The sequence below is a fragment of the Sphingobacterium sp. ML3W genome (assembly GCF_029542085.1).
Classification (GTDB): domain Bacteria; phylum Bacteroidota; class Bacteroidia; order Sphingobacteriales; family Sphingobacteriaceae; genus Sphingobacterium.
This window is the reverse complement of sequence record NZ_CP107036.1, coordinates 3,896,487-3,915,606: the sequence shown is the minus strand read 5'-3', so window position 1 is coordinate 3,915,606 and position 19,120 is coordinate 3,896,487. Positions and strand designations below refer to the sequence as shown.

The following is a 19,120-nucleotide window of genomic DNA, read 5'->3' as shown; positions in this document are numbered from 1 at the left end:
AAACCTACTCTACATGAAGAAACGTATTCTGATCAGTGATATCGCAAAGGCGTTGGGAATTTCTGTAACTACAGTATCCTTTATTTTGAATGACAAGGCAAAAGAGAAGCGTATCAGCGAAGCGTTGACCAAGCGCGTATTGGATTATGTCAAGAAAGTAGGGTATAAGCCAAATGAATTGGCGAAAAGCTTACGAACCGGAAAAACCAAGATTTTAGGTTTGATTATCGAAGACATCTCGAATCCTTTCTTTGGCAATATCGCGCGTCTGATCGAAAGCAAAGTCTACGAGCAGGGATACCGCATTATTTATTGTAGTACGAATAACGATGTCGAGAAGGCGAAGGAACTGATCCAGATGTTTTACGATCGTCAGGTTGACGGTTTTATCATTACGCCTTCAGATGGTTTGGAGGATACAGTCAAACAATTACAGCAAAGTAATATTCCTGTTGTACTTTTTGACCGCTATTTTCCGGATCTGGAGACAGACTATGTTGGCGCAGACAATTTTCAGGGGGCTTTTGATGCGACCAGTCATTTATGTCAACAGGCGTTTAAGCGTATCGGCTTTGTGTCTCTATACTCGGATCAGACCCAGATGAAGGAGCGTTCGGAGGGATACCTGAAAGCGATGGATAATAATAAGCAACAAAGTTTTATTCAGAAGGTGCAGATGGATGCGTCGGATGACGAAGCAATGGAATCCCTAAAAGATTTTATTTGTGAAAACCGTTTGGATGCTGTTTTATTTTCGACCAATTATCTGGCGATTTCTGGATTAAAAGCTTCGAAGAAATATAATTTTGTCATGCCGGCAATGATCGCCTTCGATGATCATACCGTATTTAAATTACTGGAACCATCCATCACTGTTGTTTCACAGCCGATCAAGGAGATTGCAGAAAATCTGATCAACATACTTTTGCTCCGTCTGCAGGGCAAAATAAAAGCAACACGTAAGATGGTGTTGCCTTGTGAATTGAAAATTCGTGAGTCGACGAAAGCAAAGGTTACTTTGTAGTATCCGCTACGAATTTCATTGAAATAGAATTGACGCAATGGCGCGTGTTTTTTGCCGTGAAACCTTCCCCAAGAAAAACATGCCCCAAATGCGCACCACAATTGGTACAGAGGATTTCCGTACGGCGTCCATCTGCATCCGTGATCCGCGTGATTGCTTCAGGGATCTCATCGTCAAAGCTTGGCCAGCCACAGCCAGATTCAAATTTTGATTCCGAACGGTACAGCGGACTATCGCAACGTCGACAAATGTAAGTTCCTTTCACTTTGTTTTCCAAAAGTGCACCCGTAAAAGGACGTTCCGTCCCTTTATGCACAATCACATATTCTTCTTCTTTGCTTAACGGGTTGTGTTTTTTATTCGTTTCCATTTTTGTAGTCTGTTTAATGTTCTGCTGACCCTGACAGGAATAGCCCATTAGGAACAAGCAGATACAGTAGCTATATAATAGCGCTTTCATACGTATAAAGTTACGGAATTAATATGGGAAAAAGTTTTTTTAGCGCGGAATGATCTTGATATTCAGGTATTTTAAATTGTCATGGTAATGTCTTATATTTGATGGGAGTACCATGATGAAAAGTTAAGGCAATTGATGTACTTCGTTCGCATAATAGGGATTTAATGTGGTTTAAACGCAATTGTTTAGAATGATTATAAATTGATATTAAAGGTCACAAAATTGTCAGCGATTTGTTAATAAATCATACTTTTGTGGCATTGTTAGGGGGGTAGTGGCTCCTTTAACCATGGGAGTTAATTTTTTACATTCACAAATAAATAGTATAAAGTGCTAAATATGAGAACTATCTCATCCGTTTTGGGAAGCCTTGCGAGGGTGGTGTCAACGAGTTTGATGCTATTATTTGCCGTTACGACGTTGCATGCGCAAGATGTCAAGGAAGGTGAAAAAATCTTCAAATCTAAGTGTACATCCTGTCACGCCATTGACAGAAAAGTAGTTGGGCCTGCTTTGAAAGGAGTTCCAGATACGAAATCTGAAGAATGGTTGATTAAATGGATCCGTAACTCTCAAGCTTTAATTGCTACAGGTGATGCTGAGGCCGTTAAAATCTTTGAAGAGTACAACAAATCTGTGATGACTTCTTTTACGGATTTATCTGACGATCAGATTAAATCGGTAATTGCGTTTATCAAAGATGCCTCAGTAGAGAAGCCGAAAGGTGATACTCCTGGTGGCGCTGCTGCAAAAGATGATAATGCATCCATGTTCATGATCTTGGGCTTGATCGCGGTTGTTGTTTTGGCGGTTGTTGTGATCGTGGTGTTGAACCGTGTGATCCGTACCTTAGAAAATGTAATTGCTAAGAATCAGGAAGCTATTGCTGCGCAAGAGGAACCTGAGGATAATCAACGTTTTGTGAAGTTTGCGAAAGCATTCGTTAAAAACAAAAAATTGGTTGGATTTACCGTGTTGATGCTTGTTGCTTTATTGGCAGTAGGTGGTTGGAAGACGATGTGGAACGTCGGTGTTCACGAAGGTTACAAACCTGTTCAGCCAATCAAGTTCTCACACCAAATCCACGCTGGTGTAAATAAAATAGAGTGTCAATACTGTCACGGTGGTGCATTTAAATCTAAAAATGCTTCTATTCCATCGGCTAACGTATGTATGAACTGCCACAATACAGTCACTGCGTCGGAGCATTATGATGGTGAGATCTCTCCAGAAATTGCTAAAATCTATCGTGCATTGGATTGGAATCCTGAGACACGTACTTATGGTAACAATCCGAAACCAATTCAATGGGTTCGTATCCATAACTTGCCTGATTTCGCTTACTTCAATCACTCACAACACGTTGTGGTAGCAGGAGTAGAGTGTCAGACTTGTCACGGTCCGATCCAAAACATGGAAGAAGTATACCAATACTCTCCATTGACGATGAAATGGTGTGTTGATTGTCACAAAAAGACAGATATCAAATCAGATAATAAATATTATGAAGATTTGATCAAGGCACACGAAAGAATTAAGAAAGGTGAGAAAATGACTGCAGCCATGATCGGTGGTCTTGAGTGTGGTAAATGTCACTATTAATAATTATTTGAAATACGCAATCTTATATACAGCTTAAATGGATAGCAATAAAAAATATTGGAAAGGTTTGGAAGAGTTAAATCAAACTCCTGCTTTCGTTGAGGGAAGCAAGGGTGAGTTTGCCGAATCTATTCCTGTAGAAGATGTATTAAACGAAGCTGGCTTGAGTACTAAAACTCCTCGCCGTGACTTCTTGAAAGCATTAGGTTTTGGTTTGGGTGCTGTTTCTTTAGCGGCTTGTAACCGTACTCCTGTGCATAAGGCAGTTCCTTATTTGATTAAACCTGAAGAGGTAACTCCAGGTATCCCTAACTATTATACGTCGACATTCAATGGTCAAAGTATCTTAGTTAAAACGCGTGAAGGTCGCCCTATCAATGTTGAACCTAACCCTAATGCAATTGGTTTGAACCAAGGTTTGGATTCAACAACTGCTGCTTCGGTATTGGATTTATATGATGAATCTAAATTGAAGCAAGCGCAATTGAAAGGTCAAGATGTTGAGTGGTCTAAATTGGATGGGGAAGTTGTTAAAGCATTGACTGCTGCTGCATCTTCTGGTAAACAAATTACGATCGTTTCTAATACTGTAAACAGTCCTTCAACTTTGGCAGCTATCGCTGCTTTCGCAACGAAATTCCCTACAGCGAATCATGTACAATACGATGCTGTTTCTTACAGCGGTATTATCGAAGCAAATAAAGCTTCTTTTGGTAAAGCTGTAGTTCCTTCATACAATTTTGATAAAGCAAATGTAATCGTTTCAGTTGCTGCTGATTTCTTAGGAACTTGGTTGGCAGGTGAAGAACATACACAACAATACGCTAAAAATCGTGACTATAAATCATTGAAAAATGGAAAAATGTCACGTCATGTGCAATTTGAGTCTGGTCTTTCAATGACTGGTACAAATGCGGATGCGCGTATTGCTATCAAACCTTCGGAAGAAGGTGCTACCTTGGTCGCTTTATATAATGCAATCACCGGTCAAACATTAGCTGGTGCGACTGCAAACAAAAAGGCACAAAAAGGTGTAGCGCTAGCGGCAAAAGAATTGGTGAACAGCAAAGGTGCTGCCCTGGTTGTTGCTGGTTCTAATGATGTGAATGTTCAGGTATTGGTCAATGCAATCAACGTTGCATTGGGCGCTTACGGTACAATCATTGATTTAGATAACTATTCTAAACAATACCAAGGTTCGGATTCTTCTTTCCAAGCTTTCTTAGCTGCTGCAAAAGGTGGTCAGGTGGGTGTCGCATTCTTCTTGAACAGCAACCCTGTATATGACTACTTCAAAGCGGATGATGTAAAAGCAGCTTTGAAACAGATTCCTTTCACATTATCATTTGCACAACGTGCTGATGAGACTGCGTCGGAATTGACAGCGATCGCTCCTGCAAGTACTTTCTTGGAGTCTTGGGGTGATGCTAACCCGAAAGAAGGTTTGTACTCTATCGTTCAACCTACAATCAATCCTGTTTTCCAAACGCGTCAAGTTGAGCAAAGCTTGTTGACTTGGGCAGGAAACACAACAGATATGTACAACTTTGTTAAGAACTTGTGGTCTACACAAATCTTAGCTGGTTCTACGAAAAACTGGGATGCTGTATTGCAAACTGGTTTTGAATATAAAGGTGCTAAAGCTGCAACTGCTCCTGCATTTACAGGAAATGCTGCTGCTGCCGCGACTGCAATCGAAGCTTCTAGTAAAGCAATCACTGGTGAGTTTGAATTGAAACTTTACGAACCTTCTGCTCTTCGCGATGGTCGTTACGCAAACAACGCTTACTTACAGGAATTGCCTGATCCAGTCTCTAAAGTAACTTGGGACAACTATGCTGCCCTAAATCCAAAAGATGCTGAAAAACTAGGCTTAGGTGAAGATGGTAAAGTAACTGTAAAAGCAAATGGTGTTGAATTGGAATTGCCTGTTGTACAACAACCAGGTCAAGCACAAGGAACTGTTTCAGTTGCTGTAGGTTACGGTCGTACTAAAGTTGGTAAAGCAGGTAATGAAGTTGGTAAAAACGCATTCCCATTTGCTTCTATCATCAACGGTACTGTTCAAGGTGTTGCAAAAGCAACTGTAGCGAAAGCTTCTGGAACTTACCAATTGGCACAAACACAAACACACCACACCATCGAAGGTCGTAACGTGATTCGTGAGACTACGTTTGCGAAATATTTGAAAGATCCTAACTCTGAGGCGGGACGCTTTACAGATAATCACAAAACGTACGATTTGTGGAACAAATATGAGCAACCGGGTCACAAATGGGTGATGGCGATCGACTTGAACGCATGTACAGGTTGTGGTGCTTGTATCGTTGCTTGTAACGTAGAGAATAACATCCCTGTTGTAGGTCGTGACGAGGTTCGTCGTCGTCGTGAGATGCATTGGTTACGTATCGACCGTTACTATACAATCGAAGGTAAAGATCAAGATCTTACAAAAGAGAAAGAGATTGCGAAAGCTTCAGCTGAATTGGATTTCGAAGATATCACTGTTGTTCACCAACCAATGTTGTGTCAGCACTGTGGTCACGCACCTTGTGAAACTGTATGTCCGGTATTGGCAACAGTACACTCTTCAGAAGGTCTGAACCATATGGCTTACAACCGTTGTTTCGGTACACGTTACTGTGCGAACAACTGTCCGTTCAAAGTACGTCGTTTCAACTGGTTCGCATACTGGAATGATTCACGTTTTGACAACTACTTGAACAATGAGTTTACACAATTGGTGTTGAATCCAGATGTAGTAACGCGTTCACGTGGGGTAATGGAAAAATGTTCAATGTGTATCCAACGTATCCAATCAGGTAAATTACAAGCTAAGATTGAAAATCGCAAAGTTAAAGATGGCGATATCCAAATGGCTTGTCAACAAGCATGTTCGGCAAATGCAATTATTTTTGGGGATGCGAATGATCCAGAATCAGAAGTTTCCAAAGCATTGCGCAATGAGCGTGTTTATTACGTACTTGAGGAAATCAATGTTCAACCGGGTATCGGTTATATGACAAAAGTTAGAAACACTTTTGAGGCGTAATCTTGTACAATATTTGAAATAAAAATACTATGTCATCGCATAACGAATCAATATTAAGAGAACCATTAATGACCGGTAAAGACATCACGTATGCAAAAATTACGGATGATATCTTACTACCGGTTGAAAATAAACCAAATAAAGCATGGTGGATTGGTTTTACCGTTGCTGTATTAGGTGCTTTATTATGGGTAGTTAGCGTTAGTTATACCTTTTGGACAGGTATCGGCGCTTGGGGTCTGAATAAAACAGTAGGCTGGGCTTGGGATATCACCGACTTCGTATGGTGGGTTGGTATCGGTCACGCTGGTACGTTGATTTCAGCTGTATTATTAATTTTCCGCCAGAACTGGCGTAACTCAATCAACCGTTCCGCAGAGGCGATGACGATCTTTGCGGTAATCTGTGCGGCTACATACGTTGTAGCTCACATGGGTCGTCCTTGGTTGGCATATTGGATTTTCCCTCTTCCAAATCAATTTGGATCACTTTGGGTAAACTTCAACTCTCCATTAGTATGGGATGCATTTGCGATCTCAACATACTTTACAGTGTCCTTGGTATTCTGGTACTGTGGTTTGTTGCCGGATATCGCGACTATCCGTGACCGTGCTACTGGATTAAAACAAAAGATCTATTCTGTATTATCATTCGGCTGGAATGGTTCTGTGAAGACTTGGCAACGTTTTGAAATCGTGTCATTGATCTTGGCAGGTATTTCAACGCCACTGGTACTTTCTGTACACACGATCGTATCCATGGACTTTGCAACTTCGGTTATTCCTGGATGGCACACGACGATCTTCCCTCCATACTTTGTGGCGGGTGCGATCTTCTCAGGCTTCGCGATGGTACAGACCTTATTGTTGATCTTACGTAAAGTAATGAACTTTGAGAACTACATCACGATGTTCCACATTGAGTCGATGAATATTATCATCATGACTACTGGTTCTATCGTAGGTGTGGCTTACTTAACAGAGTTGTTTATTGCAATGTACTCTCGTTCAGAATACGAAATGTATGCTTTCGAGAACCGTATGTTGGGTCCATACGCTTGGGCGTATTGGTCAATGATGACTTGTAACGTAATTTCTCCACAATTATTCTGGTTCAAAAAAATCCGTACAAGTATTCCGATCTCATGGATTCTATCTATTGTGGTAAATATCGGTATGTGGTTTGAGCGTTTCGTAATTATCGTGACTTCATTGCACCGTGATTACTTGCCTTCATCTTGGGCAATGTTCTACCCAACTTGGACAGACGTAGGTATCTTTGTAGGTTCAATTGGATTATTCTTTACTTTATTCTTGTTGTTCTTACGTTTCTTGCCAGGTATCGCAATTGCCGAAGTTAAATTGTTGTTGAAATCATCGTCATTACAACACAAAACTAAATTGGCTCAAGAAGGTGCATTCCCTGCCGAGCAAGTTGAGTACTTCCAAGAATCATTGGAAAAATATGATTCAGTGACAGAAGAAGAGATTAAAGAATTATCAGTTAGAAAATAATCAGCAATGAGCAATACAAAATATATATTAGGTAGTTTTGCGGATCCGGATGACATGATGCATGGGATCGACAAATTGCAAGCAAACAATATAAGTATTTATGACTGCTTTACTCCGATGCCTATCCACGGCATCGAAGCGAAGTTAGGTGTAAGACCTTCTCGCTTGCCTATCGCAGCATTTTGCTTTGGAGCATTAGGAACGACATTAGGTTTTAGTTTGTTGTATTATACCATGGTATACGATTGGCCGATGAATGTCGGTGGTAAACCATCATTTGCAATGCCAAACTTTGTTCCAGTAACATTTGAGGTTACGATCTTATTGTGTGCTTTGGGAATGGTTGCTACATTTTTCTTCCGTAACCACTTGTTCCCGGGACGTACACCTCGCGTGATGGACCTAAGAGCGACAGATGACCGTTTCATCCTTGCAGTAGATGCCAAAGAAAATGCAGACCACGCTTTGATCGATAGCTTATTGAAAGAAGCCGGTGCTGTTGAAGTTAAGTACAATGATAGAAAATATGTTAGCTATGAATAAGAAGAATTTACTTGGAACTGTATGCGCAGCTGTAGCATTGACAGCACTTGTTTCTTCTTGTGGTGACAAAACGACTCGTAGTACAGGTTTGGAATTTTCCCGTAACATGTACGATCCGCTTGCTTTCAATCCGGATCAGCCCAATGCGAATTTTGCTGATGGAAAAACAGCACAGGCACCTCCTAAAGGTACAGACCCAATTGGTTTCACTCGTTTTGAGTATGCCAATACATTAGAGGATTATGTACGTGCTGGTGCTGAAGTGAAAAACCCTTTGCTTGTTAATGCTGAAAACCTTGAAAAAGGTAAGGCTTTATTTACTACGTACTGTTCAGTATGTCACGGGGTAGAAGGTAAAGGGGATGGACCTCTTACGAAAGATCGTAGTGTAACTGATTCTAGAGGTACTCGTCAATTAGAGAACTTTCCGCCGCCACCATCTTATCACAGAACGGATAAAGCGAACTCTTCAAGAGGTGGTTTCATGGCTGACTTGACAGATGGTAAGATTTACCATACGATTTATTATGGACATAACTCCATGGGATCGCATGCATCTCAATTGTCTCCAGAAGAGAGATGGAAAGTTGTTATGTATGTTCACGAATTACAAAAGAAATAATCTAACATCAGATATATAAATGGGAACTCACAGTCATCATCACGATTATAATTTCAACGAGCGATACGAGTTTGCTGGCAAAGCTAAAATGTTCAGTATTATCGCTGTTGTACTAGGCGTAGCTGCTGTAGCTATGGGGTTGCTTTCGGGCGATCACGTTACTGTAGAGCGTACATACGCCAACTTGTTATTGATGGGTTATTACTTTACATGTGTTTGTGCAGCAGGAACATTCTTTGTTGCTTTGCAATATGTAACACAGTCTGCATGGTCTGCAGGTCTGGTACGTATACCTCAAGCTATGGCGGGTGTTTTACCAATTGCATCATTGATTTTATTGGTTATTGTAGGCTTAGGTTTGACTACACATAACTTGTATCACCATTGGCATGCAGATGGTCTTACTGACCCTAATAATGCAAATTACGACCCTATTATCGCAGGTAAATCTGCTTATTTAAATGTTCCTTTCTTCTTGATCCGTCAAGTTGTATTTATGGGACTATATAGCATTTTTGCAGTTATTTTTGCGAAACTTTCTTATAAAGAGGATTTAGAAGGCGGTTTGGCTTCTTACAAGAAATCATTCAAATTGTCTGCAATCTTCTTGGTTATCTTCGGTTTTACTACACCAATCTGGTCTTTCGATACCATCATGTCCTTAGAGGCACACTGGTTTTCTACAATGTTTGGTTGGTACAACTTTGCAGCAATGTGGGTAAGTGGTATCTGTTGTATCACGATTATCGTTGTTGTATTGAAGAAAGCAGGTTATATGAACTGGGTAAACGAAAATCATTTACACGATTTGGGTAAATTGATGTTCGGTTTCTCCATCTTCTGGACTTATGTTTGGTTTGCACAATTCATGTTGATTTGGTATTCAAACATTCCTGAGGAAACAGTTTATTTCTACAAACGTTGGGAACCTGAATACAAACCTTGGTTTTGGTTGAGTATTATCATTAACTTTGTGGCACCATTGTTACTATTAGTGGATCGCGATGCTAAACGTAAACAAAATGTTATGTTGTTCGTAGCGATTCTATTGTTGGCAGGTCACTGGCTAGATTATTACATCATGATCATGCCTGGTACTGTTGCTGAACATAGAGGATTTGGTATCATTGAAATCGGAACTGCACTTGGTTTCTTAGGTTTGTTTGTATTCTTAGTGATGAACAAATTGAGTAAACAAGCCTTGGTGCCTAAAAATCATCCTTTCTTGGATGAGAGTTTGCATCACCAAATATAGTTTCACTTTTAAAGGAAGGTTACGTAAAAACGTTATAAAAGAAATGAGCTTTAAATTAAATAATAGATTCAAATCCATCTCGGGTTTTGTGCTTGCACTAGGGCTGCTTTTTGCAAATCCTATTCTTGCAAGTCAACAAGATACAGTAGCATCTGATTCTGCTAAAGCGGCAACTACAGCAGTAGCTGCCCCTGCAGCAACGGATTCGGTTGCAAAAGATACAACAGCGGCAGCAGGTACTGCTGCTGTTGCATCTGCTAGCTCTACTACAGAAGCTGGCGCAGCTGCTCCTGCTGTTGAAGAAGTGAAGCAAATAGACCCTCAGGTTTATAAAAACTTCACATACTATGTGTTATTATTCTTAGTCATTTGTACAATCGTTGCTGTTATTGGCAAGGTACTTTCGATCTACGAATTGACACGAAAAATGAATGGTAGATACAATCCATTTGCGAATAACACATTCCAATCGGCATTGTTGTTTATCTTCTTGGTTGTATTTCTTTACGGTGTTTACTGGTCATACGTACATTGGGGTGCCGCATATTGGAGATCTGCGGTAACTGAACATGGTGAACGTATTGATACCATGTTTATCATCACGACTGCAATTACAACATTTGTATTGGTTATTACACATATTTTGTTGATGACTTTTACATTTTTGTACCGTATGCGTGCAAAACGTCAAGCGTATTATTATCCGCATAACAATGCGATTGAGAAGCTTTGGACAATCGTTCCTGCTGTAGTTTTGACAGTATTGGTATTGTTCGGTTTCTTTACTTGGAGATCAATTACAAATGTTCCTGAGGATCTTCAAAAATCTGCATTACAAATTGAGGTATTGGGCGAGCAGTTCCAATGGAATGTGCGTTACCCTGGTACAGACGGCGTTATTGGTAAACGTAATTACAAAATGACGACGCCAACAAATCCTTACGGTATCGATTTTAATGATAAAAATTCATGGGATGATATTCAAGGTTCTGAGATTTGGTTACCTGTAAACAAACCAGTTCGTTTCCATATCGTTTCAAAAGATATTATTCACTCTTTCTTTATTCCAGATTTCCGTGTTCAGATCAATGCGGTACCAGGAATGACCAACTATTTCCAATTCACACCTACTGTAACAACAGAAGAAATGCGTGATCGTTTGGGAGACTACAACTATGATTTTGTGATGTTATGTAACAAGATCTGTGGATCTGCTCACTGGAACATGCAAAAGAAAGTGGTGGTTGTAACTGAGGCACAATATAAAGAGTGGTTAGCTAAACAAAACAAATATTTTACTGAAGACCTACAAAAGGAATTCAGTGGTAAGACGGCTAATGTAAAAAAGGATAGCGTACAAGTTACAGCATCTTTGAACTAATTAAGAATTTTTGAATATAAAATCGAATATGTCAAGTACAGTAATATCGCATAGCGCTGAACATCACGATTCGCACGGACATCATCACGAGGAATCATTCATCAGAAAGTATATCTTTTCTGGTGACCACAAGATGATTGCCAAGCAATTCTTGATCACTGGTATCATCATGGCAGTTTTTGCGATGCTTTTATCAGTATTATTCCGTATCCAATTAGCATGGCCGGATAAAGAATTCCCTATATTAGAAGTATTCTTGGGCAAATGGGCTGAGGGTGGCCGTATTAAGCCGGAGTTTTTCCTTTCCTTGGTGACGATCCACGGTACTGTCATGGTATTCTTCGTGTTAACAGCGGGTCTATCGGGTACATTTAGTAACTTATTGATTCCATATCAAATCGGTGCGCGCGATATGGCGTCACCTTTTATGAATATGTTATCCTACTGGTTGTTCTTCATTGCATCAGTAATCATGATCGCTTCTTTCTTTGTAGAGAGCGGACCTGCTTCTGCTGGTTGGACAATCTATCCACCATTATCCGCTGTACCAACTGCAATCGCTGGATCTGCGACAGGTATGACTTTATGGTTGGTTAGTATGGTTCTATTCGTCGCTTCTCAGTTGATCGGTGGTATCAACTACGTAAGTACGATTTTGAACATGCGTACAAAAGGTATGGATCTATGGAAAATGCCTTTGACAATCTGGGCGTTTTTCTTAACTGCGATCGTGGGTATGTTGTCATTCCCAGTATTGGTATCTGCAGTGGTTCTTTTGATTTTTGACCGTGCCGCTGGTACGTCATTCTATTTGTCTGACTTGGTAGTACAAGGACAGATTTTACCTAACGAAGGTGGTTCTCCAATTTTGTTCCAGCACTTATTCTGGTTCTTGGGTCACCCAGAGGTATATATCGTAGTTATGCCTGCATTAGGTTTGACTTCTGAGGTTATTGCTACAAATTCACGTAAACCAATTTTCGGTTACCATGCCATGGTTTACTCTTTGATCGGTATTACTGTATTGTCATTTATCGTATGGGGTCACCATATGTTTGTGACAGGTATGAATCCGTTCTTAGGTGGTGTATTTATGATCACAACGTTGATTATTGCCGTTCCTTCTGCTGTTAAGGCATTTAACTACCTAGCAACTTTGTGGAAAGGTAATATCCGTTTTACACCTGCAATGATGTTTGCTATCGGTTTGGTATCTTTCTTTATCTCCGGTGGTTTAACAGGATTGTTCTTGGGTAACGCGGCATTGGACATCAACTTGCACGATACATATTTCGTTGTAGCCCACTTCCACTTGGTAATGGGATCTGCGTCCATCTTCGGTATGCTTTGTGGTGTCTACCACTGGTATCCTAAAATGTTTGGTCGTATGATGAACACGAAATTGGGTTATTTACACTTTTGGTTGACTTTCATTGGTGCTTACCTGGTATTCTTCCCAATGCACTTTATGGGTATTGATGGTGTGCCACGTCGTTATTATGCATTTACCGAGTTTGCTTTCATGGCAAAATGGGTGTCTGTGAATCAATTAGTTACTTGGGCTGCTATTATTGCTGCTTTGGGACAGGTTGCATTTTTATGGAACTTCTTTTACTCGATCTTCTTCGGTAAGAAAGCAACACAAAATCCTTGGCAATCAAACACGTTGGAATGGACTACTCCAGTAGAACATATTCATGGTAACTGGCCAGGAGAAATTCCAACAGTACACCGTTGGCCTTACGATTACAGTAAGCCAGGTCATGGTGAGGATTTCATTCCTCAAGATGTTCCTTTCTCTGAAACGATGAGCTCGAATTTGCCTCACGATTTTGAAGGAGATGAGGAAGCTGAGCGTATCCAGGCAGAATGGAATGCTCAAAATGGTAGAAAAGACTAATAAGATTTAGTAGAATAGAGTAGGGCTTGTACCTACTCTATTTTATACAAGTTTGTATTTTAAGAGGTAGGGGTAGTATTATGTTTCCAGCTGCTGAAAAGCGATTTATAAAGACCAATTTTGTTACGATTATCGTACTGTTTATGGTCATTATTGCTGGGGGTGTTGTGCGGAGTACAGGTTCAGGTATGGGATGTCCAGATTGGCCAAAATGTTTTAACCGTATTATTCCGCCCACAGATATTTCCCAATTACCACAAGGATACGAACAGCATTATATTGAAGGGAGAGCAAAAAAGAATGAACGTTTCGCCAAGATCGTAGAATTTTTTGGTGATAAGGAAATGGCTTATAAGCTTCGTACCGATAAAAGTATTTTGCAGCATGAGGAATTTAATGTTGCAAAGACCTGGACGGAGTATATCAATCGCTTGGTAGGAGTTATTTCTGGATTTTGTTTATTGTTTACCGCAATTTATTCCTTCACGTATATAAAATCAAAAAGTTCGATCGTTGTTTGGTCAGTGGTTAATCTTTTTGTTGTGGTCATTCAGGCCTGGTTAGGTTCGATCGTTGTATCAACCAATTTAATGCCCTGGATCATCACAGTACATATGCTCTTGGCGCTTGTAATTGTTTGTATCAGTATATATACATACTTTAAAGCGGTTACACTACGTGACAAGACCATATTGGTTAATCGTTCTTTAGGCGTATTAAAAGGTCTTGCGTTGATCTCTATTTTGTTGATGTTAACGCAGGTGATCGTCGGAACAGGGGTTCGGGAGGAAGTTGATCTATTGACTGGCTCCAACATTGCCCGTGCCGATTTTATAACAGCTATTGGCCAACAATTCGAAGTACATCGATGGTTGGCATATTGTTCTTTGATTTTAGTTATTGTATTATTCTTTTTGGTCCGCACTAGTTTCAATACGGGATCTAAGCAGTTTAAATTTGCTTTGATCGTGTTGATCCTCGTGGGTATCCAAATGCTATCAGGAATTATCTTAGCTCGATTTGCAATACCTGCATTTGCACAGACAACGCATCTGGTTGTTGGGACACTTTTATTTGGTGCTCAATTTTATCTGTTGTTGCTGTTGAATAAGCAAAGGCACTAATTTTGAAATTCGAGATGTTTATGTTAAAAAGTATGTGTTTGAATACACTGGTAGTAGGAGGTCTCTTTTAATTATGAAAGAATTTATTTCAGATTTTAAAAAGCTAGTTAAGTTAAGACTTACGTTGACGGTGGTATTCTCCGCGTCAATTGCTTTTCTGATAGGATCAAAACAACAGGGTGAAATTTTCTGGATCAATTGGTTGTTGTTGACTGTAGGTGGTTTTCTGGTAACAGGTTCTGCCAATGGTTTTAACGAAATCATCGAAAAAGATCTAGATAAGTTGATGAAACGTACAGAGGATAGACCGCTACCTTCTGGTCGGATGACAACAGGTCAAGCTTTGGTAATGAGTGTCTTTATGGGCATCTTGGGTACCTTGGTATTGGTCCGCTTAAATTTTGTCGCTGGCCTACTGTCGGTTTTTTGTATCCTACTTTATGCATTCATCTATACGCCGTTAAAAAGAAAATCACCAATAGCCGTGTTTGTAGGGGCATTTCCGGGCGCATTTCCACCATTAATTGGTTATTATGCGGCCTTTTCACAGGATGATCTGGCCTATTACAGTGGACACAACGAAGCCGCAATTATTATTATTCCCTTTGTTTTGTTCGCGATTCAATTTTTATGGCAGTTTCCACATTTCTGGGCAATCGCTTGGGTTGTGGATGATGACTATAAATTGGCTGGTTTTAGGTTGTTACCAACTACAAAACGTGATAAGATATCAGCCTTTATGGTATTCATTACAGGATTGTTAATGATTCCTGCTGGATTTATACCTTATTATTTTGGCTTTGGTGGAATTTGGTTTACGATAGTGTCGGTCATTGGTGGATTGATGTTTGGTTATTATGGCTATTTGCTTTTTAAGAATTGTGATATTCCTTCGGCAAAGAAAGTTATGTTTACATCGTTCATCTATTTACCTGTTACACAACTCGTATTATTGCTTAACTTTATTCCTTTGAAATAATGTTAGATATACAAGCACAGACTGACGAGAAGTTAGTACAGAGAAAGGCTCAGAAATTCAACCTTTGGTTGGGTATGTTGGGTATGTTCATGATGTTTGCTGCGTTATCCAGTGGTTTCATTGTATACACAGCGAGTGGCGTGGACAAAGGGATCAAGACCTTATTACCAAATGCACTATTGTATAGCACAATTGTGATTGCGGTAAGTAGTCTTACGATGTTTTTAGCGCATAAAGCGGCTAAAAATGGTGATTCTTCCAAACAAAAGGCATTGTTGATGGTCACTTTTGTTTTGGGTATCGTGTTTTTTGCGTTACAGGTACATGCTTGGAACGTATTAATCGAAAGAGGTGTTTATTTTGTGAATAACAATGCATCCCAATCGTTTATTTACGTTTTTATTTGGATGCACTTGGCACATATTATTGCGGGTTTGATCGTTTTGATTGGCGCGATTATAGGAGTTAACAAACTTCCTAAGGACGGCAATCTTTTCCGCATGGATCTTGCCAGTATTTTTTGGCATTTTCTCGATCTTTTATGGATTTATATATATGTTTTCTTACTTTTGAATCAATAATAGTAAACAATGAGTACAACAGTATCGCAATTGGATAAGGTAAAAACTGGTCCATGGAATGGTGGAAAATCACCTTGGAACTTAGAGTATGGAAAAATCATGATGTGGTTTTTCTTGGTAGGGGATGCCTTCACATTTTCTGCATTTTTGGTTTATTACGGCGCGCAACGCTTTTCTCACCCAACATGGCCTGATCCTGATAAGATTTTCCAATCTATCCCGGGTATTGCTGATCATGGTCAACCTTTGGTATTCGTTGGTTTGATGACGTTTATTTTGATTATGTCTTCGGTAACGATGGTTTTGGCTGTGGAAGCTGGCCACCGTAATCAAAAAAATGAAGTCGTTAAATGGATGCTTTGGACGATTTTGGGTGGTATCTGTTTCGTAGGCTGTCAGGCTATCGAGTGGACCCACTTACACCACATGGGATTCTGGTTTGGTAAAAACCCAGCGACTGGTTTGGAGGGGGATGCAATTAAGACGGCATTGTTACCTTACTTTACACACGATATTTCCTATACTTCGGCGTTGCAATTTGCAAACTTGTTTTTTACGATTACAGGTTTCCACGGTTTCCACGTTACAGTTGGTATTATTTTAAACATCATCATTCTTTTCATGACGTTAAATAATACATTCGAAAATCGTGGTTCTTACTTAATGATTGAAAAAGTAGGTTTATATTGGCACTTTGTGGATTTGGTGTGGGTATTCGTATTTACATTCTTCTACTTAATCTAATCACTGAATTAATAATTTTAGATCGCTATGTCACAATATCAAGATAATATCGCTCACGGCGAGCACGCTCACGAAGGTGGGATGGATAAGAAAGCCATCTGGAGAGTATTTGGCGTACTTTTGGCGCTTACTTGTCTAGAGTTCTTAATTGCATTAGGTTTTGTTCACCACTGGCAAATTTTAACCAAAGGTGCATTAGTAAATACTATTTATATCGTTTTAACTTTGGTTAAAGCATATTATATCGTTGCATTCTTTATGCACTTGAAATTTGAAAAATCAAGTTTCATCGTTACCGTAGCAATAGTCTTTATTTTTATTATTTATTTTATCGTCCTGATGTTAGTTGAGGGAGGTTTCTTGGCTGGTGCTTTTCAGGAGCATCAATTGTTTCCAAATAAATAGATAAAGTGAATAATGGATAATAATACTGGACAAAAGAAAGGTATTAAAACTATATTGATCCTGGCAGTAATTCTTTTATTGCCAGGATTTTTATATTTTATACTAAATAAAAGTGGTTCCAATAGCTACGTTTCCCTACCTATTTTTGGGAAGAAGGAAGTTCCTGGAACAACGCACCGTAAATGGGGACGGGATATCCCTGATACAATCTATCATACTGTGCCTTCGGTCAATTTCGTTAATTACGATAGTAAGCCTGTACAGTTATTGGATAATGATACGACACTTTCGGTCGTTCACCTGATGTATTCGCGGGATGCATCGCTGTCAAGAACGATGATTAAAAGATTAGATCAGATCGCCAATCGTTTTATTCATAATAAAAAGGTAAAGCTGTATTCCATTACAGTTGATACCACATACGATACTCCGGAGGTGCTCGCGAAATATGCTAAAGTTTACAAACCCTGGACTAAATCTTGGTTTTTTGTGACAGATCCTTCTGTTGATATTTTTAAATTTGCCAAAGAGAGTTTGTTACAGGATGCAATCGCAAGTAACGACAAAACAAAACCTTTTATCATCGGATCCAACTATCTTTTGCTTGACACAAAGGGACGGATCAGAGGTATCTATGATATCAATGTCAAGACGGATATTGATCGGTTGGAAGATGAAATTAAATTATTGTTGGTGGAGGAGATCCGAAATCATCCCGCTACGATAGAACAAAAGAGATTTTAGAAACATGGAAGAGAGTCTTATCAAAGAGAAAAAATACAGTAAGTGGATTTGGGTGCTTTCTGTTGTGATACCAGTTGTCGTGGCCGTATTGTTTACAGTCAATCTACAAAAATTAGGTTATGATGTGAAGCCATTGACGTTTTTGCCGCCTATTTATGCGACGATCAATGGTATTACTGCGATTTTGCTGTTTTGGGCGGTAGCTGCAATAAAGAAAGGTAACAAAGCGCTGCATGAACGTTTGATCAAATGTTGTATTGCCTGTTCCTTGGCTTTTTTGGCGATGTATGTAGCTTATCACATGACGTCTATTGAAACAAAATATGGGGGTGAGGGAATTTTGAGACCAATCTATTTCTTTATATTGATCACGCATATTCTCTTGTCTATTATAATTATACCGTTTGTACTTTTTACTTTTGTAAGAGGTATCTCGGGATCGTATGCGCGACATAAAAAGCTTGCACGGATTACTTACCCCATGTGGCTCTATGTTGCCGTGACAGGTGTCATTGTTTATTTGATGATTTCACCCTATTATATAGGTTAATTTAATAAAAGAAAGGAGTGTACTTATGAAACGTATTTGGATTTATCAGGCTGATCGTATACTTTCGGTTGAAGAAGGAGAGCAAATTTCGGTGGAACTAGCCGCTTTTGCTGAACAATGGAAGGTTCATGGAAAGCCGTTGTCTGCTTCCGCTGAGCTTCGCGATCATCTTTTTATTATCCTAAAGGTTGACGAGGATATTGCTGCTGCTTCCGGTTGCTCTGTAGATAGCTCTGTTCGTTTTCTGAAAGGGATAGAAGAAAAGTACGGGGTACAACTCTTCGATCGTATGCAATTTGCGTATAAGTCCACGAGCGGCGTCGTCGCAGTAGTCAATCGTTCGGGTTTTGAAAGGTTATTGGCCGCTGGTGAAATAAATGATAACACACTTGTGTTTGATAATACGATTACCTACGAGCATCAATTGGATAATGCTTGGGTGGTTCCTTTTAAGGAAAGCTGGCACAAAAGATTATTCGCATAACGAAAAGAGGATATAAAAAAACGCCATTTCATCAATGGCGTTTTTTTATGTTGTTACGAGATAGCAATGAATAAGATAAAGCAAGTTATCTGAATTCTATCTGCTGTGCCAGATCACTGAAATCTCCATATTTAATGCTAAGATCCAATAGGGGGT

General features: G+C 39.6%; 18 protein-coding genes. 17 read left to right on the top strand and 1 reads right to left on the bottom strand.

The window, feature by feature from the left end; translation table 11 throughout:
* Positions 1–13 precede the first annotated feature (13 nt).
* Positions 14–1,024 carry a LacI family DNA-binding transcriptional regulator gene (locus OGI71_RS16630; RefSeq protein ID WP_282250391.1) on the top strand — a complete coding sequence of 337 codons (1,011 nt, stop codon included), beginning with the start codon at positions 14–16 and terminating at the stop codon, positions 1,022–1,024.
* Here the strand turns inward: OGI71_RS16630 and OGI71_RS16625 are convergent.
* Positions 1,014–1,442, bottom strand: coding sequence for a methionine-R-sulfoxide reductase (locus OGI71_RS16625; protein ID WP_282256145.1), 429 nt, complete (start codon positions 1,440–1,442; stop codon positions 1,014–1,016). The two genes, OGI71_RS16630 and OGI71_RS16625, sit on opposite strands and share 11 nt — an antisense overlap.
* Before the next feature lie 381 nt (positions 1,443–1,823).
* On the opposite strand from OGI71_RS16625, the gene OGI71_RS16620 reads away from it, so the two are divergent.
* The 16 genes from OGI71_RS16620 (at position 1,824) to OGI71_RS16545 (ending at position 18,964) form a co-directional block, all read left to right on the top strand.
* Positions 1,824–3,086: a cytochrome c3 family protein gene (locus OGI71_RS16620; RefSeq protein WP_282250389.1), complete on the top strand. Its 1,263-nt coding sequence runs from the start codon at positions 1,824–1,826 to the stop codon at positions 3,084–3,086.
* A 37-nt stretch (positions 3,087–3,123) separates the two neighbouring features.
* Positions 3,124–6,138: a TAT-variant-translocated molybdopterin oxidoreductase gene (locus tag OGI71_RS16615; RefSeq protein ID WP_282250388.1), complete on the top strand. Its 3,015-nt coding sequence runs from the start codon at positions 3,124–3,126 to the stop codon at positions 6,136–6,138.
* Between the two features lie 29 nt (positions 6,139–6,167).
* Positions 6,168–7,652: an NrfD/PsrC family molybdoenzyme membrane anchor subunit gene (nrfD, locus tag OGI71_RS16610; protein ID WP_077437920.1), complete on the top strand. Its 1,485-nt coding sequence runs from the start codon at positions 6,168–6,170 to the stop codon at positions 7,650–7,652.
* 6 nt (positions 7,653–7,658) lie between these two features.
* The gene (locus OGI71_RS16605; protein ID WP_120261484.1) at positions 7,659–8,195 is read left to right on the top strand and encodes a DUF3341 domain-containing protein; all 537 of its coding nucleotides are present in this window, start codon (positions 7,659–7,661) and stop codon (positions 8,193–8,195) included.
* The gene (locus OGI71_RS16600; RefSeq protein ID WP_120261485.1) at positions 8,167–8,817 is read left to right on the top strand and encodes a cytochrome c; all 651 of its coding nucleotides are present in this window, start codon (positions 8,167–8,169) and stop codon (positions 8,815–8,817) included. The genes OGI71_RS16605 and OGI71_RS16600 overlap by 29 nt, the downstream gene beginning before the upstream one ends.
* Before the next feature lie 19 nt (positions 8,818–8,836).
* Positions 8,837–10,072, top strand: a complete 1,236-nt coding sequence (locus OGI71_RS16595) for a quinol:cytochrome C oxidoreductase (RefSeq protein WP_120261486.1) — start codon at positions 8,837–8,839, stop codon at positions 10,070–10,072.
* Positions 10,073–10,115: 43 nt separating this feature from the next.
* Positions 10,116–11,453, top strand: a complete 1,338-nt coding sequence (locus tag OGI71_RS16590; RefSeq protein WP_282250384.1) for a cytochrome c oxidase subunit II — start codon at positions 10,116–10,118, stop codon at positions 11,451–11,453.
* Positions 11,454–11,481: 28 nt separating this feature from the next.
* Positions 11,482–13,353 carry a cbb3-type cytochrome c oxidase subunit I gene (locus tag OGI71_RS16585; RefSeq protein WP_181390647.1) on the top strand — a complete coding sequence of 624 codons (1,872 nt, stop codon included), beginning with the start codon at positions 11,482–11,484 and terminating at the stop codon, positions 13,351–13,353.
* 80 nt (positions 13,354–13,433) lie between these two features.
* Entirely contained in the window at positions 13,434–14,477 is a 1,044-nt protein-coding gene (locus OGI71_RS16580; RefSeq protein ID WP_282250383.1) for a COX15/CtaA family protein, read from the top strand.
* Positions 14,478–14,550: 73 nt separating this feature from the next.
* Positions 14,551–15,456: a heme o synthase gene (gene cyoE, locus OGI71_RS16575; RefSeq protein WP_282250381.1), complete on the top strand. Its 906-nt coding sequence runs from the start codon at positions 14,551–14,553 to the stop codon at positions 15,454–15,456.
* Positions 15,456–16,037 carry a cytochrome c oxidase subunit 3 gene (locus OGI71_RS16570; protein ID WP_108635990.1) on the top strand — a complete coding sequence of 194 codons (582 nt, stop codon included), beginning with the start codon at positions 15,456–15,458 and terminating at the stop codon, positions 16,035–16,037. The genes cyoE and OGI71_RS16570 overlap by 1 nt, the downstream gene beginning before the upstream one ends.
* A gap of 9 nt (positions 16,038–16,046) precedes the next feature.
* Complete coding sequence (locus OGI71_RS16565; protein ID WP_120261491.1) at positions 16,047–16,781, top strand: cytochrome c oxidase subunit 3; 735 nt, start codon at positions 16,047–16,049, stop codon at positions 16,779–16,781.
* A gap of 27 nt (positions 16,782–16,808) precedes the next feature.
* The gene (locus tag OGI71_RS16560) at positions 16,809–17,186 is read left to right on the top strand and encodes a cytochrome C oxidase subunit IV family protein (protein ID WP_112373816.1); all 378 of its coding nucleotides are present in this window, start codon (positions 16,809–16,811) and stop codon (positions 17,184–17,186) included.
* 12 nt (positions 17,187–17,198) lie between these two features.
* On the top strand, positions 17,199–17,930 hold the full coding sequence (locus tag OGI71_RS16555) for an SCO family protein (protein ID WP_282250376.1): 732 nt from the start codon (positions 17,199–17,201) through the stop codon (positions 17,928–17,930).
* Between the two features lie 4 nt (positions 17,931–17,934).
* Positions 17,935–18,480 (top strand): DUF420 domain-containing protein, encoded by a 546-nt coding sequence (locus OGI71_RS16550; RefSeq protein ID WP_282250375.1) that lies wholly within the window; start codon positions 17,935–17,937, stop codon positions 18,478–18,480.
* Positions 18,481–18,505: 25 nt separating this feature from the next.
* Positions 18,506–18,964 (top strand): ABC transporter ATPase, encoded by a 459-nt coding sequence (locus OGI71_RS16545; RefSeq protein WP_282250374.1) that lies wholly within the window; start codon positions 18,506–18,508, stop codon positions 18,962–18,964.
* Positions 18,965–19,120 lie beyond the last annotated feature (156 nt).